This is a genomic window from Streptomyces sp. NPDC055632 (genome assembly GCF_053618675.1).
The window spans coordinates 117,907-144,017 of the sequence record NZ_JBSHHY010000013.1 but is presented as its reverse complement, the minus strand read 5'-3'; the positions used below and the strand labels follow the sequence as shown (position 1 = coordinate 144,017).

Genomic DNA, 26,111 nt, shown 5'->3' with positions numbered 1-26,111 from the left:
TTTCCATGAGGCTTTTCGCTGCCGTCCTGCCGCCTCCGGAGCGGTTGGACGAGCTCGGGCGCGTGGTCGAACGGCTGCGGGAGCTGCCCGGGGCCGGTGGTGTGCGGTGGACCCCGTCGGGCGGGTGGCACCTCACGCTCGCCTTCATGGGGGAGGTGGATGAGGCGCTGGTGCCCGAGTTGCGGGTGCGGCTCGGGAGGGCCGCCTCTCGTACGCCCGGCTTCTCGTTGCGGCTGCACGGTGGCGGGCACTTCGGGCGGCGGGCGTTGTGGGCCGGGGTCGCCGGCGATCTGGACGTGCTGCGGCTCCTCGCCGAGCGGTCCGACGCGGCCGCGCGCCGGGCCGGGGTCGGGATGGGGGAGCACCGGCGGTATCGGGCCCATCTGACCGTGGGGCGGGAGGTGGGAGGCGATGTGGGGCCCTTCGTGGAGGTGCTCGGGGGGTTCGAAGGGAGTCGGTGGGAGGTGGGGGAGCTGGTGCTCGTGCGGTCTCGGCTGCCGGTGAGCGGGGTGCGGGGGGAGCGGCCCCGGTATGAGGCGGTGGGAAGGTGGCCCCTGGGCGGGGGCGGGGGCGGGGCGGGTTAACCTCGAAGGGTGGACCCCAAGACTCGTAACCGGATCATGGCCGGTGTTCTCGTGCTGATGTTCGCCATCGTCGCCGTCGCGTCGGTGGTCGGGCAGTAGGTGCTTGCCTGGAGTGCGTTCTAAGTAGTTGGCTGGTGACTCATGGAGTACACGCAGCTCGGACGCACCGGACTCAAGGTCAGCCGACTTGTTCTCGGCACGATGAACTTCGGACCCCAGACGGACGAAGTCACCAGTCACGCCATCATGGACGCGGCGCTGGACGCGGGGCTCAACTTCTTCGACACCGCCAACGTGTACGGGTGGGGTGAGAACAAGGGGCGGACCGAGGAGATCGTCGGCTCCTGGTTCGCCAAGGGCGGCGCCCGGCGCGACCGCACCGTCATCGCCACCAAGGTGTACGGGAACATGGGCGCCGACGGGGAGGCCTGGCCCAATCACGACAAGCTCTCCGCCCTCAACATCCGGCGGGCGGTCGAGGGCAGTCTCAAGCGGCTCGGGACCGATTACATCGATCTGTACCAGTTCCATCACGTCGATCGCTCCACTCCTTTCGAGGAGATCTGGCAGGCCGTCGACGTGCTGATCCAGCAGGGGAAGATCCTTTACGCGGGGTCCTCCAACTTCCCCGGGTACAAGATCGCCCAGGCCAACGAGATCGCCGCGCGGCGGGGATCGGTCGGGCTCGTGAGCGAGCAGTGCCTGTACAACCTCTTCGAGCGGCGCGCCGAGATGGAGGTCGTCCCGGCCGCGCGGGAGTACGGGCTCGGGGTCGTCGCCTGGTCGCCGCTGCACGGCGGTCTGCTCGGCGGGGTCCTGAAGAAGGAGGCCGAGGGCGGGCGGCGTACGGAGGGACGCGCGGCGGCCACGCTCGCCGACCCGGCCGCCCGGGCGCAGCTCCAGGCCTACGAGGACCTGCTCGACAAGCACGGGCTCCAGCCCGGGGAGACCGCTCTGGCGTGGCTGCTCACCCGGCCCGGTGTGACGGGGCCGATCGTGGGGCCCCGGACGCCCGAGCAGCTCGCCGGTGCGCTGAGGGCCCTGGAGGTCGAGCTGGGCGAGGAGCTTCTGGCGTCCCTGGACGAGATCTTCCCCGGGCCCGGACCCTCGCCGGAGGCCTTCGCCTGGTGATCCCGGAGTTCCCTCCGGGGGTGTCCCGTCGGTCGGTACGGGGTGGTGGGGTGCCCCTGGGTTCGTTGCACCCTCTAGGGCCGGACAGGCCCTAGGGCCGGGGCGCGTACGGGCCGCCCAGGGCCCACGCCCGGTGCATCGCGTCCGCGAAGGCCGACGCCAGTTTGTGTTCGCCGGTGGGGCCCGGGTGGGTGCCGTCGTAGGTGTCGGTCGGGAGGGCGTACGCGTCCGGGACCGTCGCCAGGAGGAGCGGTGACGCGGGGGTGTCCAGGTCGGCGACGGCCTTCGCGAGGAGGTCGTTGAAGCGGGCGCACTCGGCGGCGAAGGGGGCGTCGTAGGTGGCGCGGACGTTCGGGATGACCGGGAGGAGGACCGCCCGGACGCGCGGGTTCGCGGCGCGGGCGGCCCCGACGAAGGACCGGACGTTCTCGTCCGTCTGGTCGCTGTTCGTGTAGAAGCCGAGGTCGATCAGGCCGAGGGAGACGAGGAGGACGTCCGCCCCGGTCGCCGCGACCGTCTCGCCGATCACCGGTGCCATGTGCAGCCAGCCCTCGCCCCAGCCGGCCAGGTGGCGGCGGGCGGGGGCGGGGAAGTCCGGGGCGGCGTACGCCTCGGGCGCGTGGGAGCCGTCCGGGTCGTACAGGCCCGTGCGCGGGCCCACGATCTCGTACCCGCCCGGGAGGGTCGCCTCCAGGTGCTGCCACATCCGGTAGCGCCAGGTCCAGTCGCCGGCGCGTCCGATGGTCATGCTGTCGCCGACGAACAGAAAACGCATGGTCATATCATCGCGGATCGTGTGACGGGGCCTGTTGTGATCCGGGGCACCTTCGGGACCCGGGCGCCCTCAGGCGAGGAAGGCGTTCAGCGTCGCGGTGAGGCGTTCCGGGGCGTCGTGCCAGGGGAAGTGGCCCGCGCCGGGCAGGACGGCCGTCTCCGCCTTCGGGAACAGGGCCGCGTACGCGGCGGCCGTCGGCGGCGGGGTGTTCACGTCGCCCTCGCCCGCCACGACCAGGACCGGGCGGTCGAACCCCGCGAGCGCCGCGCGGGTGGCGGGCGGGTCGAAGGCGCCCTCGCCCGCGTAGACCGCCGCGGCCTCGTCGTTGCGCCGCCGGCCGCTCTCGGCGTGCCGCTCCCGCGCGGGTGCGTCCCAGGTCCCGTGGAGGAACGGCGCGACCGCCGAGAACGCCTCCGCCCCGCCCCGTCCCGCCGTGACCTCCTCCAGGGCCGCGTACGCCGGGCCGAACCACGGCTCCGCGCTCCGCAGCCGCGCCGCCGCGAGCCGCTCCTCCGGGGGCGTGTCGAGCCCCACCGCCGCCGTGCCCGGCGTGACGAGCACCAGGCGGTTCACGCGGTCGGGGTGCCGGGAGACGTAGAGCGCGGCCAGGTTGGCGCCCGCCGAGTGGCCGAGCAGGTCGACGGTGTCGAGGCCGAGGTGCGTCCGCAGCGCCTCCACGTCGTCCACCAGCCGGTCGCAGCGGTACGAGGCCGGGTCGGCCGGTGTCGCGGACGCGCCCGTGCCCCGCGGGTCGAGGCGGATCAGGCGGCGGCGGGCCGCCGGGCCGCCGAGGTCGCCCAGGTAGGCGGAGTCCTGCATCGGGCCGCCGGGGAGGCAGAGCAGCGGGGCCCCGGAGCCGGAGTCGTGGTACGCGAGTTCCGTGCCGTCGGGCGCGGTGAAAGTGGGCATGGACGCGACCCTGGCAGCGGTGCCGATCATGGTCAACCGGGTTGTCGCCGCCCGTGGCAGGCTTGGGGCATGCGATCTGCTCTGTGCGCCCTCGGCGCGGCGGCGGCCCTGGTGCTGCTCCCGGCCGGTCATGCCCGTGCCGAAGGGCAGGATCCCGACCGGGACTTCACGATCCGGGACGCCCGGATCACCGAGTCCAGCGGCCTCGCCGCGAGCCGCGCCCACCCGGGGATCTACTGGACGCACAACGACCAGGACGCGCCCCTGATCTACGGCGTCGACTCCCGTACGGGAGAGACGGTCGCGACCCTGACCCTGCAGGGGGTCGGCACGCCCAGGGACATGGAGGCGATCTCCGTCGGCCCCGACGGGAACGTCTACGTCGGCGACATCGGCGACAACCGCGACGGCTCCTGGGACCACGTCTGGATCTACCGCTTCCCCGAGCCGAAGGTCCTGAAGGACCAGAAGGTGGCGGCGCGGCAGTACGTAGTGAAGTACGCCGACGGGCCGCGCGACGCCGAGGCCCTGATGGTCCATCCGAAGACCGGCCGGGTGTACATCGCGAGCAAGAAGCAGGACGGCGGCGGCCTGTACGCCGGGCCCGAGCGGCTCTCGTCGTCGGGGACGAACGTCTTCCGGCGCGTGGGCGAGGTGCCGTGGGTGACCGACGGCGCCTTCTCGCCGGACGGCGGCCGGCTCGTCCTGCGCGGCTACTTCACCGCCCAGGAGTACGCCTGGAAGGACGGGCGGCCCGGGGACGGGGGGACGTCCGTGGGGGCGCCCTTCCAGGGGCAGGCGGAGTCGGTGACGTACACGGCGGACGGCTCGGCCCTCATGTTCGGCTCGGAGGGGAGGAACAGCCGGGTCCTGCGCGTGGATCCGCCGTCGGGCGGCGGCGGGCGGGAGACGCGGACCCCCGGCGCTCCGGCCGCCCCCGGCGCCTCCGCGTCGCCGTCCGCGGCGCCCGCGGGAGGCGAGCGGGGGAACGTCACCGTCGGCTTCCTCGTCCTCGCCGGCGCCACGCTCCTGGTGGTGGCCGGGAAGCGGCTCGTCAGGCGCCGCTGACCCCCTTCCGCCGGTTCACCAGGGCCTCGAAGCCGTCCAGGAGCCGTTCGAGGCCGAAGGCGAAGTGGTCGGCCTCGCGGGCGAAGGTGTCCTCGGCGAGCCCCGCCATCAGCGGGTAGTCGCCCGAGAGCATCGCCCGCTCCAGGTAGGGGCGCTGCGCGTCCCAGAACGCGTCGTCGCTGATCCCGGTCTCCCGCGCGGCCTCGGAGGCCTGGAGCTCCATGCGGGCCGTGCCCGCCGCGTACCCCTGCACGGTGATGATCACCGAGATGGTCTCGGGGTCGCTCAGACCCATGCCCCGCGGCCCCTTGAGCCCCGCGAGGCACAGCTCCAGGCCGCGCAGGGCGCTCGGGCCGAGGACGGAGCGGGCCTGGTTGACCCGGAGCAGCCAGGGGTGGGCCCGGTAGAGGCCGAGGGTGGTGCGGGCCAGGGCCGTGACGGTCTCCCGCCAGTGGGCGGCGGGCGGCGGGTCGTCGGGCAGGGACTCGCCCTGGACCCGGTCGAGCATCAGGTCGAGGAGCTCGGTCTTGCCGGGGACGTACCGGTAGAGCGACATCGTGCCCACACCCAGCTCGTTCGCCACCCGCCGCATCGAGACCGCGTCGAGCCCCTCCGCGTCGGCGAGGCCGACCGCCGTCGTGACGATCCGGTCGACGGTGAGGCCGGGTTTGGGGCCGCGGCTGGGGCGTTCGCCCGTGCCCCAGAGGAGGTCGAGGCTGCTCTTGGTCATGCGGCCACTTTAAAACGCTCCGTTTTTAAACTGGGTACGGTGTACTCGTAATGGAGTACGGTGTACTCGGTTACGTGTTCCGAGAAGACCGCACCGACCGGAGGCCTTCGTGTCCCAGCACGCCGTCACGCCCGAACGCACCGACACGCCCGAACGCACCGACGCGGCCGCCCGCGTCCCCGAGTACGCCGTCCTCGCCGAGGGCCTGCGCAAGGAGTACCGGGGCAGGGGCGGCGCCACCCACGCCCTCGACGGCTTCGACCTCGCCGTCCGGCCCGGCACCGTCCACGGGCTCCTCGGTCCCAACGGCGCCGGGAAGACCACCGCCGTCCGCATCCTCGCCACCCTCCTCCGGGCCGACGGCGGACGCGCCGAGGTCGCCGGGATCGACGTCACCCGCGACCCGCGCGCCGTCCGCACCCGCATCGGGCTCGTCGGCCAGTACGCCGCCGTCGACGAGGGCCTGACCGGCCGCCAGAACCTGGAGGTCTTCGGCCGCCTCTTCCACCTCGGCGCCCGCCGCGCCCGCGACCGCGCCGCCGAACTCCTCGACCGCTTCTCCCTCACCGAGGCCGCCGACAAGGGCGCCGGCCAGTACAGCGGGGGCATGCGGCGCCGGCTCGACCTCGCCGCCTCGATGATCCTCGCCCCCGCCGTCCTCTTCCTCGACGAGCCGACCACCGGACTCGACCCGCGCGCCCGCGGCGAGGTCTGGGAGGCCGTCCGCACCCTCGTCGCGGGCGGCACGACCGTGCTGCTCACCACCCAGTACCTCGACGAGGCCGACCGGCTTGCCTCCCGGATCACCGTCGTGGACCGGGGCCGGGCCATCGCCGACGACAGCCCCGACGGCCTCAAGAACCTCGTCGGCGGCGACCGCGTCGAGGTCGTCGTCGCCGAGGCCGCCGACCTGCCCGCCGTCCGCGCGGTCCTCGCCCGGGTCGCGGGCGCCGAACCCCGCACCGACGAGGCCGAACGGCGCGTCCACGTCCCCGTCACCGACCGCGTCGCCGCCCTGACCGAGGTCGCGCGCACCCTCCAGGAGGAGCGGATCGCCGTCGAGGACCTCGCCCTGCGCCGCCCCGCCCTCGACGACGTCTTCCTCCGGCTGACGGGGCAGGAGGCCGATCGCGTCGGTGGGGAGGAGGCCGATCGGCCCGGTGGTCGGGAGACCGGCCGGCCCGGTGGCCAGAAGGCCGCCGCCCGTGAAACCGACGCCCGTGGAGCCGACGCCCGCGAAACCGCCCCCCAGGAGGCCGCCGCATGAGCACCGCCGTCACCACCGTCACCGCCGCCACCACCGGCGGCCGCGCCTACTGGGCCCTCGCCGACTGCCTCACCCTCGTCCGCCGCACCCTGCTCAACTACCGCCGCAACCCCGTCGCCATCCTCTGGCAGCTCGGCTTCCCCATCGTCTCCGTGCTGCTCTACGGGTTCGTCTTCGGCAGCGCGATGCGGGTGCCCGGCGGCGGCGACTACCGCGCGTTCCTGATGCCCGGCATGTTCACCATGGCCATGGCCTTCGGGCTCATGAACACCGCCGTGGCCGTCGTCACCGACAGCGGCAAGGGGGTCGTGGACCGCTTCCGTTCCATGCCGATGGCCCCCTCGGCCGTCGCCACCGGCCGCGCCCTCTCCGACCTCATGATCGCCACCGCCGAACTCGCCGTCCTGGCCGTCACCGCCCTCGCCATCGGCTGGACACCGGGCAACGGCCTCGGCCCCGCGCTCCTCGGCTTCGGGCTGATCCTGCTGCTGCGCTTCAGCCTGATCTGGGCGGGCGTGTGGTGCGGCCTCGTGCTGCCGAACGCGGAGGCGGCCGGCGCCCTCTACGCCGTGGTCTTCCCGGTCACGATGATCTCCAGCGTGTACGTGGCGCCGTCCCTGATGCCCTCCTGGCTCGCGCCCGTCGCCGCCTGGAACCCGATCTCGTCCACCGTGACGGCCACCCGCGAGCTCTTCGGCAACCCGGGCGCGGGCGGCGGCTCCTGGATCGAGCAGCACGCCGTCCTCATGGCCGTCGTCTGGCCGCTCGTCCTCGTGGCGCTCTTCCTGCCCCTCGCGGTCCGCCGCTACCAGGCCCTGAGCCGGTGACGTACACGCAGGAGGGCCCGACACCGCGTGCGCGGCGCCGGGCCCTCCGTACGGGAAGTACGCGAAGTGCGGGGCGGAGGAGTTACAGCTTCTCGATCACGTAGTCCACGCAGGCCGTCAGGGCCCGCACGTCCGCCGGGTCGATCGCCGGGAACATCGCGATCCGGAGCTGGTTGCGGCCCAGCTTGCGGTACGGCTCGGTGTCCACGATGCCGTTGGCGCGCAGCACCTTCGCGACCGCCGCCGCGTCGACCTCGTCCGCGAAGTCGATCGTGCCGATGACCTGCGAGCGCTTCGCCGCGTCCGCCACGAACGGGGAGGCGTACTTGGACTCCTCGGCCCAGGAGTACAGCGCGTCCGACGACTCCTTCGTCCGGGCCACGGCCCAGTCCAGACCGCCCTGGCCGTTGATCCACTTGAGCTGCTCGTTCAGCAGGAAGAGGGTCGCGAGCGCCGGGGTGTTGTACGTCTGGTTCTTCAGGGAGTTGTCGATCGCGGTCGGCAGCGAGAAGAACTCCGGGACGTGCCGGCCGGAGTCGTGGATCCGCTGCGCGCGCTCCAGGGCGGCGGGCGAGAAGGCCGCCAGCCACAGGCCGCCGTCGGCCGCGAAGGACTTCTGCGGGGCGAAGTAGTAGACGTCCGACTCGGTGATGTCGACGGGCAGGCCGCCCGCGCCGGAGGTCGCGTCGACCAGGACGAGCGCGCCCTCGTCGGCGCCCGCGACCCGCTCGATCGGGGCGGCGACACCGGTGGAGGTCTCGTTGTGGGTGTACGCGTAGACGTCGACGCCCGCCTCGGCCACCGGCTCCGGGTGGGTGCCCGGGTCGGAGGAGATCACGCTCGGGTCGGCCAGCCAGGGAGCCAGCTTGGCGGCCTTCGCGAACTTGGAGGAGAACTCGCCGAAGGTGAGGTGCTGGGACTTGTTCTCGATCAGTCCGTGGGTCGCGATGTCCCAGAAGGCGGTGGAGCCGCCGTTGCCCAGGATCACCTCGTAGCCCTCGGGCAGCGAGAAGAGGTCACGGATGCCGGTACGCACCTCGCCGACCAGGTTCTTGACCGGAGCCTGGCGGTGGGACGTGCCGAGGAGGGAGGTGCCGGTGGCGGCCAGGGCGTCCAGCGCCTCCGTACGCACCTTGGAGGGGCCCGCGCCGAAACGGCCGTCGGCGGGCTTGATGTCAGCGGGAATCTGGATATCAGCCACGAGGCGGAGAGTATCGGGTCGGGAAGGGGACGGTCGCCGGATGTCCGCCGGATGAGACGAGCGAGGAGAGATCCTGGAGTTGTGGGAAGACACCAGGAACACGCGTCCGAGCTCGCCGCCGCCCTGCGTTCGGCCGTCGCCGGAGAGGTCGACTTCTCCGTCACGGCCAGGGCCCTGACCACCATGGACGCCTCCAACTACCGCCGCGTTCCGGCCGGTACGGTCGCCCCGCGCGACGCCGCCGACGTCGCGGCGGCCCTGGAGGTCTGCCGGGCGCACGGCACGCCCGTGGTCGCCCGGGGCGGCGGGACGTCCATCGGCGGGCAGGCCACGGGCACCGGCGTCGTGCTGGACCTCACACGGCACATGGGCGGGATCGTCTCCCTGGACCCGGAGGAGCGGACGGCGGTCGTCCGGCCGGGGCTCGTCCTCGACCGGCTGCGGGCGGCGGCCCGCCCGTACGGGCTCACCTTCGGCCCCGATCCGTCCACGCACAGCCGCTGCACGCTCGGCGGGATGATCGGCAACAACGCGTGCGGGGCGCACTCGGTCGCGTGGGGCACCACGGCGGACAACGTGCGCTCCCTCGATGTGGTGACCTACCGGGGCGCGGAGTTGACGCTCGGGCGGGAGGGGCGGGGCGCGCCGCCCGGACTGCGGGAGCTCGTGGAGGGCAACCTCGCCCTGCTGCGGACCGGTTACCCGGAGGGGCTCCCGCGCCGGATCTCCGGGTACGCCCTCGACGCGCTGCTCCCGGAGCGGGGTGTGGACGTGGTCCGCTCCTTCTGCGGCAGCGAGGGCACGCTCGGGGTGGTCACGGAGGCGACGGTACGGCTCGTGCCGCTGCCCGCCGATCCCGTACTGGTGGTGCTCGGGTACGCGGACGAGGGCGCGGCGGCGGACGCGGCGCCGGGGCTCCTGGAGCACAGGCCGCTGACGGTGGAGGGGATGGCCCTCGATCTCGTACCGGACGCCGTGGGGCTGCCCCGGGGCGGGGCGTGGCTGTTCGTGGAGGTGGACGGCGAGGGGGCGGCCCGGCGGCTGGTCCGGGCGGCGGACGCGGTGGACGCGGCCGTCGTGCGGGACCCGGCCGGGCAGCGGGCGCTGTGGCGGATCCGGGAGGACGCGGCGGGGACGGCGACCCGGGCGCTCGGCGGGGGCGAGGCGTGGCCGGGGTGGGAGGACTGCGCGGTGCCGCCGGCGCGGCTCGGCGCGTATCTGCGCGCGTTCCGCGCCCTGCTCGCCGACTTCGGCCTCCGGGGGATCCCGTACGGGCACTTCGGGGACGGCTGCGTCCACGTCCGGATCGACTTCGACCTGTGGACGCGGCGGGGGGTACGGGAGTTCCGCCGCTTCTCGGAGGCGGTGGCCGACCTGGTGGTCGCCCACGGCGGCTCGCTCTCCGGCGAGCACGGCGACGGGCGGGCGCGGGCCGAGCTGCTTCCGAGGATGTACGGGGAGGAGCTGGTCGGGCTCTTCGGCGCGGTCAAGGACGTGTGGGACCCGGACGGGGGCCTGAACCCGGGGATGCTGGTCCGGCCGGGGCGGCTGGACGAGGGGCTGCGGTTCGAGGGGCTGCGGTTCGAGGGGCTTCCGGTGGTGGGGCCTTCGTCGGAGGGCCCTCCGTCGGAGGGGCTCGCCGTGTCCGGGCTTCCGATCACGGCGGTGGGGCGGGCGGCGGCCCGGTGCGTGGGGGTGGCCAAGTGCCGGGTGGAGGGCCCGAGTTCGGGGCCCGGCGTGATGTGCCCCTCCTACCGGGCGACGGGCGAGGAGCGGCACTCGACCCGGGGGCGGGCGCGGCTGCTGCACGAGATGGCGCTCGGGGAGGTCGTCACCGACGGCTGGCGCTCGGAGGAGGTCCGCGAGGCGCTCGACCTGTGCCTGTCCTGCAAGGGCTGCCGCAGCGACTGCCCGGTGGGCGTCGACATGGCCGCGTACAAGGCGGAGTTCCTCGACCGGCACTACGCGGGCCCGCTCGGCCCGCTGCGCCGGCCGCGCTCGCACTGGACGATGGGGAGGCTGCCGCACTGGCTGGACGTGTTCGGGCGGGGCCTGAACGCGGCGATGCGGCTGCCGTTCGCGGCGCGGCTCGCGGGGGTGACGCCGGAGCGGACGATGCCGAGGGTGGCGGCGGCCCCGTTCACGTCCTGGTTCGCGGAGCGCGCCTCGGACCGCCCGCCGGCCCTGACCCTCTGGCCCGACACCTTCACCGACCACCTGTCCCCGGAGGTCGGCCGGGCGGCGGTCCGGGTCCTGGAGGACGCGGGGCTGGGCGTGCGGCTGCCGGAGGGGCGGGTGTGCTGCGGGCTCACGTACGTGTCGACGGGGCAGTTGAGGGCGGCGAGGCGGGTGATGCGCAGGACGCTGGACGTGCTGGACCCCTCGGACGGGGGCCTGCCCGTCGTGGTCCTCGAACCCTCCTGCGCGGCGACCCTCCGCACCGATCTGCCCGAGCTGCTGCCGGACGACCCCCGGGCCGCCCGGCTCGCCGCCTCCGTCCGCACCTTCGCCGAGGCGCTGGAGGAGCTGGCCCCCGACTGGGACCCGCCGCGCGTCGACCGTCCGGTCACCGGCCAGACCCACTGCCACCAGCACGCCGTCCTGGGCGACGCGGCCGACCGGCGGCTGCGCGCCCGCGCGGGCCTCACCGGCGGCCTGGCGGGCGGCTGCTGCGGCCTGGCGGGCAACTTCGGCTTCGAACCGGGCCACTACGAGGTCTCGGTCGCCTGCGCCGAGGACCAGCTCCTGCCGGCCCTGCGGGACGCACCCCCGGACGCCGCCGTCCTGGCGGACGGCTTCTCCTGCCGCACGCAGATCGCCGACCTGACGGGCGGACGGGGACGGCACGTGGCGGAGCTGCTGGCGGAGGCCGTCGACAAGGCGGGCGGGGCCTGAGGGCCCCTAGGGGCGTGTCCGGCGTGGTCATGAGCACGCCGGGCATCGAGCGCAGGGGCCCGGGGCGGGGGCCGCCGCGGCGGGGTGCGGGGCCTCGGGGATCTCACTCCTCGGCCGGTCCCGGCTCCTCGTGGGTGGCGATCTCGCGGGCCAGCGCCGCCAGGGCCGCCGTCGCCGGGTGCGGGAAGGCGTCCCGCCAGGCCAGGACGACCGGGAGCGGGGGCGCGTCCGGCAGGGGGCGGTAGACGACGCCGGGGTACGGGTGGAGGGCGGCGGTGGAGGCGGAGGAGACGCCGACGCCCCGGCCCGCGGCGATGGCGGTGAGCCAGTCGTCGGTGTTGGCGACGGTCAGGGTGGCCGCCGGGCGGGCGGCGGCGGGCCACAGGGTGAGGGTGGTGGTGCCGGAGACGGTGTTGAGGACGACCGTCTCGCCTGCCAGCTCGCCGAGCGCGAGCCGGGGCCGGCCGGCGAGCGGGTGGTCGGCGGGCAGCGCGGCGACCCGGGGCTCGGTGGCGAGCTCCTCGGTGACCAGGCCGGGCGCGTCCACGGGGCCCCGGAGCAGGGCGGCGTCGACCTCGCCGCGGACGAGCCCGGCGGTGCGGTCGTCGACGCGGAGGAGTTCGAGCGGGGTGTCGGGATGCTCCCGCTGCCAGCGCCGGAGCAGGGGAGTGGTGTACGGGCCGAAGGCCGACCAGGCGTGGCCGAGGCGCAGGGGGCGGCGGCTGAGCCCGGCCGGGTCGACGGCGGCGTCGAAGGCGGCGAGGGCGGCGGCGGCCCGGTCCCGGAAGGCGAGGCCCTCGGCGGTGAGGGCGAGGTGGTGGGTGGAGCGGTCGACGAGCCGGACGCCGAGGTGTCGTTCCAGGGCGGCGAGGGTGCGGGAGACGGCGGGCTGGGTGAGGTGGAGCCGGACGGCCGCCCTGGTCAGGCTGGACTCCTCGGCGATGGCGAGGAAGCAGCGGAGGTGGCGTAGCTCGATGCTCATGCGTTCGGAGCATAACCGCAGCGCAACAGGCATTTCCGCTGCCGCGCGGGGGCCCGTACGGTGAGGTGGTGCCGTACCGGTCCCGGTGCGGCGGACCTTCGTGCGTGGCGTGTCCACGTGCCGTGTTGAGGAGCAGCCGGTGGACAGTCCGGTCAAGGACGTGGCCCCGGTCGCGACGGCGGGGCCCGGCGACCTTCCCGTACGGGACGGGGACGGGGGCCCGGGCCGTCGGCTGGGTCCGGTCGCGCTGGTCGTCACGAGCGGGCTCTCCGTGCAGTTCGGGGCCGCCGTCGCCGTCCTCCTGATGCCGCGCGCCGGCGCCCTCGGCGTGGTGACCCTGCGGCTCGTGCTCGCCGCGGCCGTGCTGCTCGTCGTCTGCCGGCCCCGGATCCGCGGCTACGGCCGCGCGGACTGGGGCACGATCGTCGCGTTCGGCACGGCGATGGCGGGGATGAACGTCCTCATCTACCAGTCGTCGAGCCGGATCCCGCTGGGCGCCGCCGTGACGCTGGAGGTCCTCGGCCCGCTGATCCTCTCCGTGGTCGCCTCGCGCCGCTGGACGAACCTGCTGTGGGCCGGACTCGCGCTCGTCGGCGTGGTCCTGCTCGGCGGGGGCGGCTTCGACCGCCTGGACCCGCTGGGGGCGGCCTTCGCGCTCGGGGCGGGCGGCATGTGGGCCGCGTACATCGTCTTCGGCGCCCGCACCGGCCGCCGCTTCCCGCAGGCCGACGGGCTCGCGCTCGCCATGGCCTTCGGCGCCCTCCTCAGCCTGCCGCTCGGCCTCGCGGAGGCGGGCGACCGGCTCCTGGTGCCGTCGACGCTCGCCCTGGGCCTCGCGGTCGCGCTGATGTCGTCGGTCCTGCCGTACACCCTGGAACTCCTCGCGCTGCGCCGCATGCCGGCGCCCACCTTCGCGATCCTGATGAGCCTGGAGCCGGCCATCGCGGCCATGGCGGGCTTCCTCGTCCTCAGCCAGGCCCTGTCGGCCGCCGACGCCCTGGCCATCGCCCTCGTGATCGCGGCGAGCATCGGGGCGGTCCGCACGACCCGCCGGAAGGGGTAGGGGCCCGGGCGCGTGCCGCATCTCTTTCCGGCCGACGATGGCCGATGTCGGCTCTCCTGAGCAGGGACGCGGCGGCCCGCCTGAGTACCGGCACTCAAGCTCCGGCGATGTCGGGGAACGAGAGTGGGGTCAGACCGAACGACCGACAGGAGACCCCCGTGATCACCCCCCTGACCGGCACCGCCCCTTCCCTCCGCCGCCGGATCCGCACCTCCGCGGCCGCGGCGCTCACCGGAGCGGCCGCGGTCCTGGCCCTGACCGGATGCTCCGGCTTCTCCTTCCAGGACGCCGTCTGCGGCGGGGGCGAGTACCCCGTCCTGGCCGTCGGCGGGACCGGCTCCGCCTGCGTCAAGGACGGCGAGAAGGTCCCGGAGGGCTACACGCGCTACCCCGAGGGCAAGGTGCCGCGGAAGGTGGACGACGAGTGGGACGTGTACTGGCGCACCCACACCGTCGACAAGGACGGCAACATCGTCGACGCGCCCGAGGCGGGCTGACCGGGCCGTGGGGGAGGCGGACTCCACCGCCTCCCCCACGGCCCGGGGCGAACCGCCTCGCCTCCCCCACGGTCCGGGGCGAACGTCAGACGCAGCGTCCGTCCATCCAGTCGGTGAGGCCCTTCGTCCACGAGGTGGCCACACGGGTCGGCTCGGCGTCCAGCGCCCGCTGCCAGGAGGCGTAGTTGCCGGAGGCCGGCAGGGGCGGCTCCTGCCACTTGACGGTGTCGAGCCCCCACGTGGGATGGCCGGTGAGGGTCGCGGAGAGGCCTGCGGCGCTGACCCGGCTCCGGAGCTCCAGATCCAGGTCCGTGTCACTCGTGTAGATCATGATCTCCTGGGACGCGATGCGCTCCTTGATCGGGTCGAGCACCTCTTTCCAGGCCGCCTCCTTGATCGACGAGTCGCTGTGGAGGAGGTACTGCTTCGTCTCGCCCTTCACCTCCACCAACACGACCATGCCGAGGGACTTGGCGCTGTCGAGCCACTCGCGGAACGTGTACACGGTCTCGCCCTGGTAAGGGCCGCGCGTGATGGTGCGCCCCTTGAGCGGGTTCGTTCCGTTCGACCACGTCAGATCCGAGATGGGAGCGGACGATCCGGTCAGCCCGTAGGTGGTTTTGTTGTGCCACATCACGGCCTTGCTGCCGTCCTTGGTCAGCCGCAGATCGGCCTCCACCCCGGCCGCGCCCCAGCTCTTCTCCTGGGCGAGGCCCCTGGGGTGGTTCGCCGCACGGATCTGGTCCTCTCGCCAGCCTTCCGCCTCCGTGGGCCACCCGCCGTGCCCGAACACCGCGGGACAGTAGGGCAGCGTGGCGGGGCTGGTGTACCCCTCCATCATGTGGACCTGGCTGAAGGTCCAGTTGCCGGGCTCGGACTCCCAGCTGTGCAGGGGGCTGTTGAGGGCACCGTCGGACCTCGCGGTGAAGGTGATCGTCTTCACCCGTCCGTCGGCGTAGCCGTAGAGGGTGGCCAGGTCGTCGCGGCCGTCCCCGTTGAAGTCACCGGTGACGATCTTCATGCGCGAACGGTCGTACGAGCCCGCCGGGAGGGTCAGCATGTCCCGCCGGTCGCCGAACTTTCCGTCCGTGCCGAGGCGGAAGCCGATCACCGCGTCGTGTCCGTCCGCGTAGTCGTACCAGGCGGCCAGTTCGTCACGGCCGTCACCGTCGAAGTCACCCGCGTGCAGACTCGCCTGCCGGAACGCCCAGCCCGTGGACTCCCAGCCGTGCACGGGCTCGGCGAACCCGCCGTCGGTCAGCCCGGCCCAGTACATCAGCTTCACACTGCCGTCCCGGTACCCGTACAGCGCCGCGAGGTCGTCACGGCCGTCCCCGTCGAAGTCGCCGGTGGCGAACTTCATGCGGTTGACGTGCCAGCCGTCCCCGGGGGCCCGCTGGAAGGAGGAGGAGTGCGCGCCGAAACCGCCGTCCGGGCGGGCGAGCATCGTGAAGAGCTTGTCGCCGCCGTCCCCGTAGGCGTACCAGACGGCGACGTCGTCACGGCCGTCCCCGTTGAAGTCGCCGGCCTGGGCGGTCATGGCGTCGAAGTTCCATTTGCCCGGCGCGGCGGTCCAGGAATGGAGAGGCCCCGTGAAGCCGCCGTCTCCCCGGCCGAGCCAGGTCAGCAGGGTGACCCGGCCGTCCTCGTAACCGTAGAAGGCCGCGAGGTCGCCCACGCCGTCCCCGTCGAAGTCGCCGGTGAGGCGCTTCATGTTCTCGGCCCAGTAGTTGCCCGCGGGGGTCTCCCAGCCCACCCCGGGCGCGGCGAAGGCGCCGGTCGGGCCCGCGAGGAAGGTGCGTACGGCGTCGTGCCCGTCCGCGTAGTCGTACCAGGCGGCCAGATCGCTGCGGCCGTCACCGTTGTAGTCGTGGCGGACACCGGTGCCCGGCCCGGCGGCCTTACCGGTCGCCTTGCCGGCCATCTTACCGGTCGGAGCATTCGCCGCGCCGTCGAACGCCGTGGCCGTCCCCGCCGGTTGCCCGGGCGTGGCGGTCGCGCTGCCGACGCCCGTGGACAGGCCGAGCAGAGCGAAGCACAGCATGGCCGAGCCCACCGCTATGGAAGGTCTCCTCATTCAGCTCTTCACATCCCTTGCCGTCGAACGAGAAAAACGCACCCCTCGGCGGGGGTGCGTGGGGAGCGGGCCCCGCCCGGCCGGATCCCTCATCTCGCCACATTCATGACAAAAACGACGACCGACTCCTGCGGGGCCGTCGGTCATTAGATCACCCAAGATCCTTCCGAGACCGGTGAAGCGGGAGACCGGGCGTCCCCGAGGGGCCGGGTGCGGGCCCGCCGTGTCACCGATACCGGCCCGCCCGCGCCGACGGGTAACCCTTCACGGCGGACTCCCCCTCACGTCCAGGGACTTCCCGGTCTCCCGCCGGAGGCCGCACGGCCGCAGGCGCGTCTTCCGCACGGTGCCTCGCGGTGGCGTTCGGCGTGCGCGGTTTCGGCGTCCGGTCCGGAAGCGAGAGCTCGATCCGCGCCCACCGCGCGTCGGTCGACGGCACGACCGGATGATCCGAACGAAGCGGCCCCGGCCCTGATCCGCCGGACACGCCCTAGGCTCCCCAGGTGATCGCCGACCTCCAGTGTCTCGTCCTCGACTGTTCCGAGCCCCGCGCGCTCGCGGAGTTCTACCGGGCCGTGCTCGGCGGGGAGGTCGACCGCCCGGACCGGCGCTGGGCCCTCGGCGAGGGCTGGTCCACGCTGCACGCTCCGGGCGGGCTCGTCCTCTGCTTCCAGGGCGTCCCCGGCCACCGCCCGCCGACGTGGCCGGACCCGGCGGTCCCCCAGCAGTCCCACCTCGACTTCGGCGTCCCCGACCTCGACACCGCCCACACCCAGGTCCTCGCCCGGGGCGCGACCCTCCTGGACGCGGGGCGGGGAAACCGGAGCTGGCGGGTGTACGCGGACCCGGCCGGGCATCCGTTCTGCCTGGTCCGGCACTGACGGGAGAGCGGATCCGGCAGGGCCCTGGGGAGCGGAAGCCCCGCACGGCACGCGGCCGTACGGGGCGTTCCGCTGCCGGTACGGGGTCACGCGCCCCGGTCGAGCTCTCCGGGTACGGGCCCGGGGGCCACGTCCACGGCGTGAACGGGGCAGGCGTAGAGGATGACGTCGGGACCGCTCGCGCGGAGGTGGCACCCGACTTCCACGGGCACGTCCGTCCACCGCCCGCAGCGGCAGCACGGAGCGCCGAAGGCGGCCGGGACGGGGCATGTCAGTCCGTCACGGGTCACACGGGCACCGCCGTCGCGGCGGCGGCGAGAGCCTCGAACTGGTCGCCCTCGTAGCCGTAGGGCCAGTCCACACCGAGGGTGGCGAGGACGACGGCCCGTCGCCGCTCGCAGATCACGTCGAGTTCCCATGTGCTGTCGATGCGGCAGTAAGGGCGGGTGAGGGAGACGTCTTCACCGCGGAGCGGAGCGTAGAGGTCCCGCACGTGCGCGGGAGCCGGCGGCGTCGGCCACGGCTTCGACCACGGGTCGACGCGCACGGGTTCTTCGGCTCGGACGGGTTCGGCCCGGTCGGCGAGGAAGGCGGCGGAGTGGCGGCCGGGGCGGTGGGGGACGAGGAGGGTGAGCGCCCAGGAGAGGGCGCGGGCGATAGCATCGCGCATGGTCGTGCAGCTCCTAGCAAGCTGTTCGGCAAGCCCCGGCGAACCGGTCCTAAGCGGTTTGCCGGGGCGTTTTGGTATGCCGACGCCAGCGGGTCTGTATACCCCTGTCTATAGCAAGGGGTATACAGGTGGATCTATGCGCCTATGGATACGGATGAGTACTGTCCGGCCGTGATTGAGTTCGATCCCACCCGCCCGAAGTGGCAGCAGATCGCGGACGTCCTGCGCCGGCGCATCGCCGATGGTGAGTACCCTCCGCGCCATCTCGTGTCGGAGGTCCGGTTGGAAGCCGAGTTCGGCGTGGCGCGGACCACGGTCCGGAAGGCCACGGCGGCACTGAGGGAAGAGGGGCTGATCTTCACGACCCCCGGCATGGGCTCCTTTGTCAGCGGGCGCGAAGGTGAAGGCGCGGGCGGCGTATAGGCGTGCGGGTGCGCGTCGGCCGCGTGGCGGCGATCCGGGGCCGGCGCTTTCCGGGGCCTTACCGGCCGGTGGGACGGGGAAGCGGTTCCTGCGCCGTCGGGTGTTCGCCCCTGGATGCGTGGTGTCGCTCCCGAAGAAGCCCGGGAGGTTTCAGAGGCGCCGCACGGTGTCCGGCGGAACCATCCACTCAAGGCCTCCACCTTCGGGCCGGACGAACGCGACGCGTTGCTTCCGGCGCTTTCCCGGCGGCTTGGCGGGATCCTCCCAGCCGTGATCCACCGCGCACAGGACGCCGGTCCTTGCTGCGCCGTCTTCCACCCGGTGACCGATGTCGTTCCGGTCGTCGATCATCCCGGGCATCCGTCCAAGTGCCGGTAGACGACCATGTCCGGCTGCGAAGGCCGACGGAGTGTCCCCCGGCGGCAGCGCTCAAGAGGCTTGATCGGCTTGAGGCAGGCGGGGCACATCTCACCCGCCGGGGCGTAGGTCGTGTACTCCCACTTCCGCGCGTCCGTATCGCTCGGCTCTACCCCTGTCGCCATGTGGCCGTCTCCTCGCTGCTGCTGTCTCCTTTGGCACGACGCTAGGAGGGCGGTTGACCGCACGCCTACGAAGTTGCATGTGCTTGCACGTCAACTCATTTGGCTCGTAAGCTCCTTGGTTGCTCACTCGCTGCTCGTCATGGTTCGTGTAAGTCCGTGCAATCACCTGGACCGAGGAGTCAGCCATGGCCGTAGAGTTCGTAGGCATCGACCCGAACACCGACCGGGACCACTGCCCGACAGTGTGGGCGGACACGGAAACTCAGGAGATCTTGTTGCAAGGCTGGAAGCCTGAAGGTGAGACTCGGGCCCGGTGCGAGGCGAGCAGCCCCGCGAACGGACCGGTCCCCGACGGCGAGGCGATCGTCAGGATTCCGGCCCGCATGATTCCGATGATCCGGGAGGCGTGCGATGCCGTCGAGCGTGCCCGACTTCGCTGAGTTGCTCGGCCGTTGCGAGCGGTCCGCCGTACACCTGGAGATGCGCGACTCGTACGCGTCGACCGAACGTTTCGAGGCGTGGCTGCGGGGCGAGCGCATCGACTGGGACGACCGCATGTCCTGGTGGCACCCGTACGACCAGCTGATCGCGGACACCGTGGCTCGGGGAGTATCGATCCGTCGCGCCCGGATCGTCTCCGAGCCCGTGACGGAGTACATCCGGTGGGAGCACTACGTCACCCACGCCAATGTCACGGCCGGCGAGGACGTTCGATGGCTGCCGCGCCGCAGGGCCACGGACATCCCCCTCCCCGGGAACGACTTCTGGCTCTTCGACGGCGTTCTCCTGCGCGTACACCACTTCTCGGGGGGCGGGGCGGTGGTCGAGGACGAGATCACCGGAGACGCGGCGACCGTGGAACTCTGCGCGTCGGCTTTCGAAACCGTCTGGGACCGGGCCGTCCCGCACCGCTTGTACGCGATCTGAGGACACCCGACCCTGTGCCTCCACACCCCTCGTCGAACGTTCAGCAAGCCCGTGAGGCATTGGCGGGACGGCTGCGCGAGATCAGGCGGGACGCCGGGATCAGCGGGCGGGAGCTGGCTGTCAGGTGCGGATGGTCGGAAGCCAAGGCTTCGCGCATCGGAAACGCGAAGACGCCGCCTTCCGACGCGGACATCCGTGCCTGGTGCCGGGCGTGCGGTGCCGAGGGCCAAGTGGCGGACCTGATCGCGGCGAACCGCCAATCCGCCGATGCCCACATCCAGTGGAGACGACTCCAGCGCGGAGGTCTTCGGCACGTACAGGAGTCCACGGAGGGCCTGTACCGGCGCACACGGCTGTTCCGGGTCTACGTCTCCGACGTGATCCCCGGCTTCCTTCAGACGCCTGGTTACGCCACCGCTCTCCTGTCGTCCATCGCGGACTTCCGGGGGACACCCGACGACGTGACGGAGGCCGTCAAGGCCCGCATGAGAAGGAACGCTGTACTGGAGAACGCGGCGCACCGGTTCTCCTTCATCCTGGAGGAATCGGTACTGCGCTACCGGCTGTGCACCGTCGAAGCGATGGCGGCGCAGCTCGGCCACCTCTTGGAGGTCATGGATCTCCAGAACGTGGCCGTGGGCATCATTCCGTTCTCGTCCCGGAGAGCCGCTTGGCCCATGCCGACATTCACGATCTTCGACGACGCGAGGGTGCACGCGGACACTTTGGACGCCGCCTCCACGCTGACCCAGCCGGACCAGATCGACCTGTACGCCAGGGCCTTCGGCCGGCTTTCCCGAGGGACGGCACGCGGAGCCGCCGCACGTTCCCTCGTCTCTTCCGCCTTGGAGTCCCTCGGATGATCGGCGTGCAACCTGCTGCAATTCGCTCCAGGTTGAGGCGGCTCTCTCCCTGGCCTCGTCGTATCGCGGACCCGCAGGAGGTTCGTGGGGAAGAGGGGAAACGTCATGGGATGGGGAACGGGCAAGGGCGGAAGCGGTGGCGACGGAAAGCACTCGGGCAAGAAGGACCCGGGCGACGTCAAGCCGTCCCCCGACAGTGCGAGGCCCAGGCCGGAGCCGAAGCACAAGAAGGACAAGTAGGCGGACGCCGTGGACGACGGTTCAGTGAGTGACGGTTCGGCAGTGCCGCACGCCCTGCTGCGCGGTCTCCTCGGTGAGGTGGCCGCGGAATTGGGTTTCCTGGCACCGGAATGGGTGCGGGCCGCACACGAGGTGCCGCGCCACCGGTTCCTCCCCGATCGGCTGTGGACCGGGGAAGACCTGGAGACGTGCGACCGCGAAGCCGGGCCGGACGCCTGGCTTCGGGCCGCCTACGCCAACGCGCCCGCCGTGGTGCAGATCAACGACGGCCGTGGTCCGGAGGCCGATGAGGAGAGGTGGCCGTCGTCCTCCGCGAGTGCTCCGGACATCGTGTTCCGCATGCTGCGCATGCTGGACGTGGAGCAGGGACACAAGGTCCTGGAGATCGGCACGGGAACCGGCTGGAACGCAGGCCTCCTGGCCCACGTCGCCGGACCGGGGAACGTGACGAGCGTCGAGATCGACCCCGCCCTTGCGTCGGAGGCCGGGGAGCGTCTGCGGGAAGCGGGACTCACCGTGGACGTGGTGGTCGGGGACGGGGCCGAAGGACACGCGGGCAACGCTCCGTACGACCGCCTGGAGGCCACGTGCTCGGTGCGGTCCGTCCCGCGCCCGTGGCTCAGACAGATGAAGCCCGGCGGTGTCGTCCTCACCCCGTGGGACTCGGCGTGGTTCTGCTACGGACTGCTCCGCATGACCGTGGACGGTATCGGGAACGCGTCGGGACGGTTCTCGCCGCACTCCGCCTTCATGGTCATGCCCGAGCACCGTACCGACATGGGCATCTACCGCGACGTGGTGCGCGACGAGCACCAGCCGGAGGAGTCGGCCACCCCTCTCTCCCCGTGGAAGGTGGCAGGGGACGACGTCGACGCGCAGTTCGCCCTCGGGCTCCGGCTCCGTGACGTGTGGCGGATGCGGCATCAGGACCCTGACGTCGAAGGCGTGGAGACCCGGCTGTGGGTCGCCACGACCGACGCCACGTCGTGGGCCGCCGTGGACCGGGACGGGAAGTCCGACGACCGGTTCACGGTCTGGCAGTACGGCCCGCGTCGGCTCTGGGCCGAAGTGGAAGCGGCCGGCGTACGACTGGTGGACGGCGCACGGCCGTCCCGGCCCGGAACGGTTCGGGCTGACCGTGACCGCCCTGGGGGAGACGCCATGGCTGGACGACCCCGGGCAGCCGGTCTCCGGGACCGGCTGATCGGGGGCGCCCGTTCCGCGGTTCGGCCTCGGTTTCCGTTCCGCGGTTCGGCGTCGGCGCCCGCGGCGCTCAGTCGAACAGGTCCAGCAGACCCGTCCCCGACCCGTTGTCGGACGAGCGGGCCCGCATCGGGCGCGGTTCCGGGTACGTGGTCGTCGCGGCCCTCGCGCGGACCGCTTCCGGGCCTCCACACGCCGTGACCGCGAAGTCGCCGAAGATCCTGGCGAACGCGGCCGGGTCGCGGAACTCCACGCCGTAGGCCCGGCCGTCGTGCAGCGGCACCCACACCACCCGGTCGGACCGCGTCCACTCCGCCACCGGCCGCTCGTCCGCCGTCGACCGGCCCTCCAGCCACAGCCGCGCCACGTGCAGCAGGTTCACCCGGTCCATCGGCAGCCGCCTGCGCCGTACGCGCAGCTCCCGCGTCGTCAGGGTGACCAGGTGGTCCTTCCGCGCGTACCAGACGACACCGATCCCGAACGGCACCCACAGCAGGACCCCGATCACCGCCCAGATCAGGGCGTCGCCCCACGACCGGACCAGCCCGCCGTCCAGCAGGTACAGGGCCCCGAAGACCACGACCCACTTCGCCGTCATCCGCCAGAACCCGGTGCCCTGCCGGTACAGAACGCGCTGCTTCCCCGTTGCCGTCATGCCCGCACGCTATCCGCCGCCCGAACGGGCGGAACGGGCGGCCCGATTCCGTCGAATCCTGGCCGTCGGACTGTTGAGACGGCCGGGGCGGGTGAAGAGCATGGGTGGTCACAGCCGTACGAGGAGGGGAGTGGGCCATGGCCCTGGAGATGCGCGACCGGTGCGAGCGGTGTCAGGTGGTGGTGCTTGCGGCGGACGGGCCCGCGCGGATCTGCTCGTACGAGTGCAGCTTCTGCGTGCCGTGCGCCGACGCGATGGGGAGCATCTGCCCCAACTGCGGGGGCGAGCTCGTCCCGCGACCGCGCCGTTTCGCCGCCGTAAGCGGGTAGAGGCCGCCGGCCGCGGGAGCGGGAGCGGGGGCGGGGCCGGGAGCGGGAGCGGGAGCGGGGCCGGTAGCGGGGGCGGGAGAATTTCCTGAGAAACCTCGCGCGGCGGCGCGCATGCCCCGGGACTTCCCGGGCACACGGAGGGGGAGCGCGTGGGACCGCTCCAGAACGCCGGGCCCGTGGTTCCCCCCGTACCGCGGGCCCGGTGAAGCAGAGCGCGCGGCCCGTACACCTGGCGGAGGTGCGGGCCGCGCGCCGCTCGTTCACGGTAGGGGTTTTGGCAGGGGTGATTTCCTCGCCGTCCTCGCCGCACCGCGCGCGTGGCGCCCCTCCCCGGCCCCCCGCCGCACCATGATGGCGCCCATGAACGCCCGCAACGTCGCAGACGAATCCGTCATCCGTGTCGTGGGAGCGGCCGCCAACAACCTCAGGAACGTCACCGTCGACCTGCCCAAGAAGGCCCTGACGGTCGTCACCGGCGTCTCCGGGTCCGGCAAGTCCTCGCTCGTGCTCGACACCGTCGCGGCCGAGGCGCAGCGCCTCGTGAACGACTCGTACCCCTCCTTCGTGCGCAACCGGCTCCCGCACATGCCGGCGCCCGAGGTGCAGTCGATGAGCGGGCTCACCTTCACCGCCATCATCGACCAGCGCCGCTTCACCGGGAACGCCCGGTCCACCGTCGCCACGGCCTCCGACATCGCCCCGCTGCTCCGGCTCGTGTTCTCCCGGATCGGCGAGCCCTCCGCCGGGTACTCGCCCGCGTACTCCTTCAACGACCCCTCGGGCATGTGCCCCGACTGCGAGGGCCTCGGCACCGTCGTCGACATCGACGTCGACGAGCTGATCGACCCCGAGAAGAACATCGACGAGGGGCCCGTGCGGTTCAGCCAGTTCCGGCCCGGGGTCTACCGCTGGAAGCGCTTCGCCCACTCCGGCCTCTTCGACCGGAAGAAGCCGCTGAAGGACTACACGGAGGAGGAGAGGAACCTCTTCCTCTACGCCGAGCAGCTGAAGCTGCCGAACCCGGACCCGAGCTTCCCCAAGACCGCCCGCTTCGACGGCGTCGTCACCCGGATGCGCGACGTGTACGTGAAGAACCGCCCGGCCAAGATCTCGCCGCAGGTCCACGAGGAGCTGGAGCGCCTCACCACGCACCGCGTCTGTCCCGCCTGCGGCGGCGCGCGCCTGAACGGGCCCGCCCGCGCCAGCCTCGTCGACGGGCGTTCGATCGTGGACTGGTCGGCGATGTCGGTGGCCGAACTCCGCCGTGTACTGGGGGACTTCGACGATCCGCGTGTGGCCCCCGCCCTCGCCGGCGTCCGCCACACCCTGGACGCGCTGCTCTCGGTCGGGCTCGGCTACCTCTCGCTCGACCGCGAGTCCTCGACGCTCTCGGGCGGCGAGGCGCAGCGCGTGAAGATCGTCCGGCACCTCGGCAGCGCCCTCACCGACATCACCTACGTCTTCGACGAGCCCTCCACCGGTCTCCACCCCGCCGACGTGCAGCGCCTCAACCAGCTCCTGCTGAAGCTGCGCGACGCCGGCAACACCGTCCTCGTCGTGGAGCACCACCCCCAGGTGATCCGCGTCGCCGACCACGTCGTCGACATGGGGCCGGGAGCGGGGTCGGAGGGCGGTCTCGTACGGTTCGAGGGGACGCCGGAGGAGCTGCGGGCGAGCGACACGATCACGGGGCGGCTGCTCTCGACGCCCCTGGAGCTGCGGCGCGAGGTCCGCGAGCCGCGCGGCCGGGTCCGGGTCGAGCGCGCCTCCGCGCACAACCTCACCGGCTTCGACGTCGACGTCCCGATCGGCGCCCTCACCGCCGTCACGGGCGTCGCCGGCTCCGGCAAGAGCTCCTTCGCCGTCGACGAACTCCCGCGCCAGCACCGTGAGTTCACCGTGGTCGGGCAGGATCCGCTGCGCGGCGGCGTGCGGTCGATGTCGCTGAGCGTCCTCGGCGTCGCCGACGGCGTGCGCGAGGCGTTCGCCGCCGCGTCCGGGCTCGAACCGTCCTGGTTCAGCTTCAACTCCAAGGGCGCCTGCCCCGCCTGCCGGGGCAAGGGCCACATCACCACCGAACTCGCCTTCCTGGACGACGTCGCCACCCCCTGCGACGCCTGCGGGGGCGAACGCTTCAACCCCACGACCCTGAAGGCGGAGCTGGACGGCCACACGATCGCCGACGTCCTGAGGATGCCGGCGGGACCCGTGGCCGACCTCTTCGCCGACCGCCCCGGCATCGCGGGGCCGATGCGGTGGCTGGAGCGCGTCGGGCTCGGCTACACCGCCGTCGGGCAGTCGCTCGACACCCTCTCCGGCGGCGAGAAGCAGCGGCTGCTGCTGGCCCGGCACCTCAGCGCCGCCGCTTCCGGACCCGGAGGGGGAAGCGGCTCCGGCTCCGCCTCCGGTTTCGGCTCCGGCTCCGGCTCCGGCTTCGCCGAGGAGCGGATCGTCCTCGACGAGCCGACGACCGGTCTGCACCCCAGTGACGTGGAACGGCTCGACGTGCTCTTCGCCGACCTCGTGGACGCGGGCGCGACCCTCGTCGTGGTCGAGCACAACCTCCGCGTCGTCGCCCGGGCCGACCACGTCATCGACATCGGCCCGGGCGCGGGCGCGGACGGCGGCCGCCTGCTCTTCGCGGGGCCGCCGATCGAACTGGCGGGGCGGGATGACTCGTTGACGGGGCGGGCTCTGGCGGAGGCGGCGAAAGGGTGAGGGTGTGCGGCGCCGTACCCCCGAAAGGAGCCGACGCGATGGCGGTCGGCGCACGCCCCGAACACCGCGTCCACGACGGTTTTCGAGAGGGTGCCGCGGAAAGCCTGGCGTACACGCCTGACCTGCTCGTTCCCCGCTCTTCGGGCCCATTGTCTCCCCGGTCGGTCCACACCTGGTCCACTGGGCCGACTCAGTCGCCGGAGAAACCCCAGAAGTGGATTTCCCGCGGCTCCCCTTGGTCGTCGTGGAGCACGGCGCACCGCCCGTACCAACGCCAGTGGTCGAACTCCCCGAACCTCGGCACATGCGCCCGGGTGAGCTTCCGCGTGCCCAGGACACGCAGCGCCTCTTCTTCGGTCACCTGCTTCATCGTGGAGTAATCCGGTTCCTCGTCCGGCCCGATGATCTGGAAGATGTCGAGGATCGAGTGAGTCCCGTCGTGCTGCACGAGCTCGTGCTCCCACAGCTCCTCCTCGGTCTCGGGCCACGGCAGCCGCTCCTCCTCCGGCCGCCAGTCGCCGCCCGGACCCCAGTAGTAGTCCCGCTCCTCGAAGACCTTCCTCCGCAGCGCATCGAACGCCCCGACGAGATCCTCCTGATACGGCACCGAGTAGTCCCACCCCGACGCGCCCATAGGGCGGCCCCTCTCCACAC

General features: G+C 72.7%; 26 protein-coding genes and 1 pseudogene. 17 read left to right on the top strand and 10 right to left on the bottom strand.

Features of this window, described 5'->3' with window-relative positions; genetic code table 11:
- Positions 1 to 5: 5 nt before the first annotated feature.
- Positions 6 to 584, top strand: a complete 579-nt coding sequence (gene thpR, locus ACWGSR_RS18920; protein ID WP_453567616.1) for an RNA 2',3'-cyclic phosphodiesterase — start codon at positions 6 to 8, stop codon at positions 582 to 584.
- 141 nt (positions 585 to 725) lie between these two features.
- A complete protein-coding gene (locus tag ACWGSR_RS18915; protein WP_453567614.1) occupies positions 726 to 1,715 on the top strand; it encodes an aldo/keto reductase in 990 nt (329 codons plus the stop codon).
- Between the two features lie 91 nt (positions 1,716 to 1,806).
- Here the strand turns inward: ACWGSR_RS18915 and ACWGSR_RS18910 are convergent, their stop codons facing one another.
- Both ACWGSR_RS18910 and ACWGSR_RS18905 read right to left on the bottom strand, forming a co-directional pair.
- Positions 1,807 to 2,490 carry a GDSL-type esterase/lipase family protein gene (locus ACWGSR_RS18910; RefSeq protein WP_376240323.1) on the bottom strand — a complete coding sequence of 228 codons (684 nt, stop codon included), beginning with the start codon at positions 2,488 to 2,490 and terminating at the stop codon, positions 1,807 to 1,809.
- A 69-nt stretch (positions 2,491 to 2,559) separates the two neighbouring features.
- On the bottom strand, positions 2,560 to 3,399 hold the full coding sequence (locus tag ACWGSR_RS18905) for an alpha/beta fold hydrolase (RefSeq protein WP_453567612.1): 840 nt from the start codon (positions 3,397 to 3,399) through the stop codon (positions 2,560 to 2,562).
- 69 nt (positions 3,400 to 3,468) lie between these two features.
- On the opposite strand from ACWGSR_RS18905, the gene ACWGSR_RS18900 reads away from it, so the two are divergent.
- Complete coding sequence (locus ACWGSR_RS18900; RefSeq protein WP_453567610.1) at positions 3,469 to 4,467, top strand: WD40 repeat domain-containing protein; 999 nt, start codon at positions 3,469 to 3,471, stop codon at positions 4,465 to 4,467.
- On the opposite strand, the gene ACWGSR_RS18895 is transcribed toward ACWGSR_RS18900, so the two are convergent.
- The gene (locus ACWGSR_RS18895) at positions 4,454 to 5,197 is read right to left on the bottom strand and encodes a TetR/AcrR family transcriptional regulator (RefSeq protein WP_453567608.1); all 744 of its coding nucleotides are present in this window, start codon (positions 5,195 to 5,197) and stop codon (positions 4,454 to 4,456) included. The genes ACWGSR_RS18900 and ACWGSR_RS18895 overlap by 14 nt on opposite strands.
- A gap of 205 nt (positions 5,198 to 5,402) precedes the next feature.
- On the opposite strand from ACWGSR_RS18895, the gene ACWGSR_RS18890 reads away from it, so the two are divergent.
- Complete coding sequence (locus ACWGSR_RS18890; RefSeq protein WP_453567679.1) at positions 5,403 to 6,464, top strand: ATP-binding cassette domain-containing protein; 1,062 nt, start codon at positions 5,403 to 5,405, stop codon at positions 6,462 to 6,464.
- Entirely contained in the window at positions 6,461 to 7,291 is an 831-nt protein-coding gene (locus ACWGSR_RS18885; RefSeq protein WP_376240335.1) for an ABC transporter permease, read from the top strand. The genes ACWGSR_RS18890 and ACWGSR_RS18885 overlap by 4 nt, the downstream gene beginning before the upstream one ends.
- An 82-nt stretch (positions 7,292 to 7,373) precedes the next feature.
- Here ACWGSR_RS18885 and serC read toward each other — a convergent pair whose 3' ends face one another.
- Complete coding sequence (gene serC, locus ACWGSR_RS18880; RefSeq protein ID WP_376240337.1) at positions 7,374 to 8,492, bottom strand: phosphoserine transaminase; 1,119 nt, start codon at positions 8,490 to 8,492, stop codon at positions 7,374 to 7,376.
- A 51-nt stretch (positions 8,493 to 8,543) separates the two neighbouring features.
- Here serC and ACWGSR_RS18875 point away from each other — a divergent pair, with 51 nt between their 5' ends.
- Positions 8,544 to 11,387 (top strand): FAD-binding and (Fe-S)-binding domain-containing protein, encoded by a 2,844-nt coding sequence (locus ACWGSR_RS18875; protein WP_453567605.1) that lies wholly within the window; start codon positions 8,544 to 8,546, stop codon positions 11,385 to 11,387.
- Between the two features lie 103 nt (positions 11,388 to 11,490).
- On the opposite strand, the gene ACWGSR_RS18870 is transcribed toward ACWGSR_RS18875, so the two are convergent.
- Entirely contained in the window at positions 11,491 to 12,369 is an 879-nt protein-coding gene (locus ACWGSR_RS18870) for a LysR family transcriptional regulator (RefSeq protein WP_453567603.1), read from the bottom strand.
- Between the two features lie 160 nt (positions 12,370 to 12,529).
- On the opposite strand from ACWGSR_RS18870, the gene ACWGSR_RS18865 reads away from it, so the two are divergent.
- A complete protein-coding gene (locus ACWGSR_RS18865) occupies positions 12,530 to 13,432 on the top strand; it encodes an EamA family transporter (RefSeq protein ID WP_376240348.1) in 903 nt (300 codons plus the stop codon).
- A 158-nt stretch (positions 13,433 to 13,590) separates the two neighbouring features.
- A complete protein-coding gene (locus ACWGSR_RS18860) occupies positions 13,591 to 13,929 on the top strand; it encodes an SCO0607 family lipoprotein (protein WP_435188436.1) in 339 nt (112 codons plus the stop codon).
- An 85-nt stretch (positions 13,930 to 14,014) separates the two neighbouring features.
- Here the strand turns inward: ACWGSR_RS18860 and ACWGSR_RS18855 are convergent, their stop codons facing one another.
- Positions 14,015 to 16,006, bottom strand: coding sequence for an FG-GAP-like repeat-containing protein (locus tag ACWGSR_RS18855; protein ID WP_453567600.1), 1,992 nt, complete (start codon positions 16,004 to 16,006; stop codon positions 14,015 to 14,017).
- 503 nt (positions 16,007 to 16,509) lie between these two features.
- Between ACWGSR_RS18855 and ACWGSR_RS18850 the strand changes: the two genes are divergently transcribed.
- Positions 16,510 to 16,887: a VOC family protein gene (locus tag ACWGSR_RS18850; RefSeq protein WP_453567598.1), complete on the top strand. Its 378-nt coding sequence runs from the start codon at positions 16,510 to 16,512 to the stop codon at positions 16,885 to 16,887.
- 286 nt (positions 16,888 to 17,173) lie between these two features.
- Here the strand turns inward: ACWGSR_RS18850 and ACWGSR_RS18845 are convergent, their stop codons facing one another.
- Positions 17,174 to 17,557 carry a hypothetical protein gene (locus ACWGSR_RS18845; protein ID WP_376232563.1) on the bottom strand — a complete coding sequence of 128 codons (384 nt, stop codon included), beginning with the start codon at positions 17,555 to 17,557 and terminating at the stop codon, positions 17,174 to 17,176.
- Between the two features lie 171 nt (positions 17,558 to 17,728).
- On the opposite strand from ACWGSR_RS18845, the gene ACWGSR_RS18840 reads away from it, so the two are divergent.
- Complete coding sequence (locus tag ACWGSR_RS18840; protein WP_376232561.1) at positions 17,729 to 17,980, top strand: GntR family transcriptional regulator; 252 nt, start codon at positions 17,729 to 17,731, stop codon at positions 17,978 to 17,980.
- Positions 17,981 to 18,130: 150 nt separating this feature from the next.
- Here the strand turns inward: ACWGSR_RS18840 and ACWGSR_RS18835 are convergent, their stop codons facing one another.
- A complete protein-coding gene (locus ACWGSR_RS18835) occupies positions 18,131 to 18,331 on the bottom strand; it encodes a hypothetical protein (protein ID WP_376232559.1) in 201 nt (66 codons plus the stop codon).
- A 376-nt stretch (positions 18,332 to 18,707) separates the two neighbouring features.
- Here ACWGSR_RS18835 and ACWGSR_RS18830 point away from each other — a divergent pair, with 376 nt between their 5' ends.
- The 5 genes and pseudogenes from ACWGSR_RS18830 to ACWGSR_RS18810 form a co-directional block, all read left to right on the top strand.
- A complete protein-coding gene (locus ACWGSR_RS18830) occupies positions 18,708 to 18,962 on the top strand; it encodes a hypothetical protein (protein WP_453567595.1) in 255 nt (84 codons plus the stop codon).
- Positions 18,934 to 19,449, top strand: coding sequence for a DUF6879 family protein (locus ACWGSR_RS18825; RefSeq protein ID WP_453567594.1), 516 nt, complete (start codon positions 18,934 to 18,936; stop codon positions 19,447 to 19,449). The genes ACWGSR_RS18830 and ACWGSR_RS18825 overlap by 29 nt, the downstream gene beginning before the upstream one ends.
- A 14-nt stretch (positions 19,450 to 19,463) precedes the next feature.
- The gene (locus ACWGSR_RS18820) at positions 19,464 to 20,312 is read left to right on the top strand and encodes a helix-turn-helix domain-containing protein (protein ID WP_376232554.1); all 849 of its coding nucleotides are present in this window, start codon (positions 19,464 to 19,466) and stop codon (positions 20,310 to 20,312) included.
- Between the two features lie 105 nt (positions 20,313 to 20,417).
- Positions 20,418 to 20,552 (top strand): hypothetical protein, encoded by a 135-nt coding sequence (locus tag ACWGSR_RS18815; RefSeq protein ID WP_376232553.1) that lies wholly within the window; start codon positions 20,418 to 20,420, stop codon positions 20,550 to 20,552.
- Between the two features lie 9 nt (positions 20,553 to 20,561).
- Positions 20,562 to 21,152 (top strand): annotated as a pseudogene (locus tag ACWGSR_RS18810) (methyltransferase domain-containing protein); the annotation flags it as partial.
- A 673-nt stretch (positions 21,153 to 21,825) separates the two neighbouring features.
- Here ACWGSR_RS18810 and ACWGSR_RS18805 read toward each other — a convergent pair.
- Complete coding sequence (locus ACWGSR_RS18805; protein ID WP_453567591.1) at positions 21,826 to 22,410, bottom strand: hypothetical protein; 585 nt, start codon at positions 22,408 to 22,410, stop codon at positions 21,826 to 21,828.
- A 137-nt stretch (positions 22,411 to 22,547) separates the two neighbouring features.
- Between ACWGSR_RS18805 and ACWGSR_RS18800 the strand changes: the two genes are divergently transcribed.
- Together ACWGSR_RS18800 and ACWGSR_RS18795 are read left to right on the top strand one after the other, a co-directional pair.
- Complete coding sequence (locus ACWGSR_RS18800) at positions 22,548 to 22,739, top strand: DUF1272 domain-containing protein (protein WP_453567589.1); 192 nt, start codon at positions 22,548 to 22,550, stop codon at positions 22,737 to 22,739.
- A 360-nt stretch (positions 22,740 to 23,099) separates the two neighbouring features.
- A complete protein-coding gene (locus ACWGSR_RS18795; protein ID WP_453567588.1) occupies positions 23,100 to 25,457 on the top strand; it encodes an excinuclease ABC subunit UvrA in 2,358 nt (785 codons plus the stop codon).
- A gap of 190 nt (positions 25,458 to 25,647) precedes the next feature.
- Here ACWGSR_RS18795 and ACWGSR_RS18790 read toward each other — a convergent pair whose 3' ends face one another.
- The gene (locus ACWGSR_RS18790; protein ID WP_453567586.1) at positions 25,648 to 26,091 is read right to left on the bottom strand and encodes a hypothetical protein; all 444 of its coding nucleotides are present in this window, start codon (positions 26,089 to 26,091) and stop codon (positions 25,648 to 25,650) included.
- Positions 26,092 to 26,111: the final 20 nt, after the last annotated feature.

Bases quoted from the DNA above. Each gene is read 5' to 3' on its own strand.
- ACWGSR_RS18910 (WP_376240323.1), bottom strand. From the start codon at position 2,490: ATGCGTTTTCTGTTCGTCGGCGACAGCATGACCATCGGACGCGCCGGC.
- ACWGSR_RS18905 (WP_453567612.1), bottom strand. From the start codon at position 3,399: ATGCCCACTTTCACCGCGCCCGACGGCACGGAACTCGCGTACCACGAC.
- ACWGSR_RS18815 (WP_376232553.1), top strand. From the start codon at position 20,418: ATGGGATGGGGAACGGGCAAGGGCGGAAGCGGTGGCGACGGAAAGCAC.
- ACWGSR_RS18805 (WP_453567591.1), bottom strand. From the start codon at position 22,410: ATGACGGCAACGGGGAAGCAGCGCGTTCTGTACCGGCAGGGCACCGGG.
- ACWGSR_RS18825 (WP_453567594.1), top strand. From the start codon at position 18,934: ATGCCGTCGAGCGTGCCCGACTTCGCTGAGTTGCTCGGCCGTTGCGAG.
- ACWGSR_RS18845 (WP_376232563.1), bottom strand. From the start codon at position 17,557: ATGCGCGATGCTATCGCCCGCGCCCTCTCCTGGGCGCTCACCCTCCTC.
- ACWGSR_RS18875 (WP_453567605.1), top strand. From the start codon at position 8,544: ATGAGACGAGCGAGGAGAGATCCTGGAGTTGTGGGAAGACACCAGGAA.
- ACWGSR_RS18870 (WP_453567603.1), bottom strand. From the start codon at position 12,369: ATGAGCATCGAGCTACGCCACCTCCGCTGCTTCCTCGCCATCGCCGAG.
- ACWGSR_RS18895 (WP_453567608.1), bottom strand. From the start codon at position 5,197: ATGACCAAGAGCAGCCTCGACCTCCTCTGGGGCACGGGCGAACGCCCC.
- ACWGSR_RS18830 (WP_453567595.1), top strand. From the start codon at position 18,708: ATGGCCGTAGAGTTCGTAGGCATCGACCCGAACACCGACCGGGACCAC.
- thpR (WP_453567616.1), top strand. From the start codon at position 6: ATGAGGCTTTTCGCTGCCGTCCTGCCGCCTCCGGAGCGGTTGGACGAG.
- ACWGSR_RS18885 (WP_376240335.1), top strand. From the start codon at position 6,461: ATGAGCACCGCCGTCACCACCGTCACCGCCGCCACCACCGGCGGCCGC.
- ACWGSR_RS18855 (WP_453567600.1), bottom strand. From the start codon at position 16,006: ATGAGGAGACCTTCCATAGCGGTGGGCTCGGCCATGCTGTGCTTCGCT.
- ACWGSR_RS18800 (WP_453567589.1), top strand. From the start codon at position 22,548: ATGGCCCTGGAGATGCGCGACCGGTGCGAGCGGTGTCAGGTGGTGGTG.
- ACWGSR_RS18795 (WP_453567588.1), top strand. From the start codon at position 23,100: ATGAACGCCCGCAACGTCGCAGACGAATCCGTCATCCGTGTCGTGGGA.
- ACWGSR_RS18915 (WP_453567614.1), top strand. From the start codon at position 726: ATGGAGTACACGCAGCTCGGACGCACCGGACTCAAGGTCAGCCGACTT.
- ACWGSR_RS18900 (WP_453567610.1), top strand. From the start codon at position 3,469: ATGCGATCTGCTCTGTGCGCCCTCGGCGCGGCGGCGGCCCTGGTGCTG.
- ACWGSR_RS18835 (WP_376232559.1), bottom strand. From the start codon at position 18,331: ATGATCGACGACCGGAACGACATCGGTCACCGGGTGGAAGACGGCGCA.
- ACWGSR_RS18790 (WP_453567586.1), bottom strand. From the start codon at position 26,091: ATGGGCGCGTCGGGGTGGGACTACTCGGTGCCGTATCAGGAGGATCTC.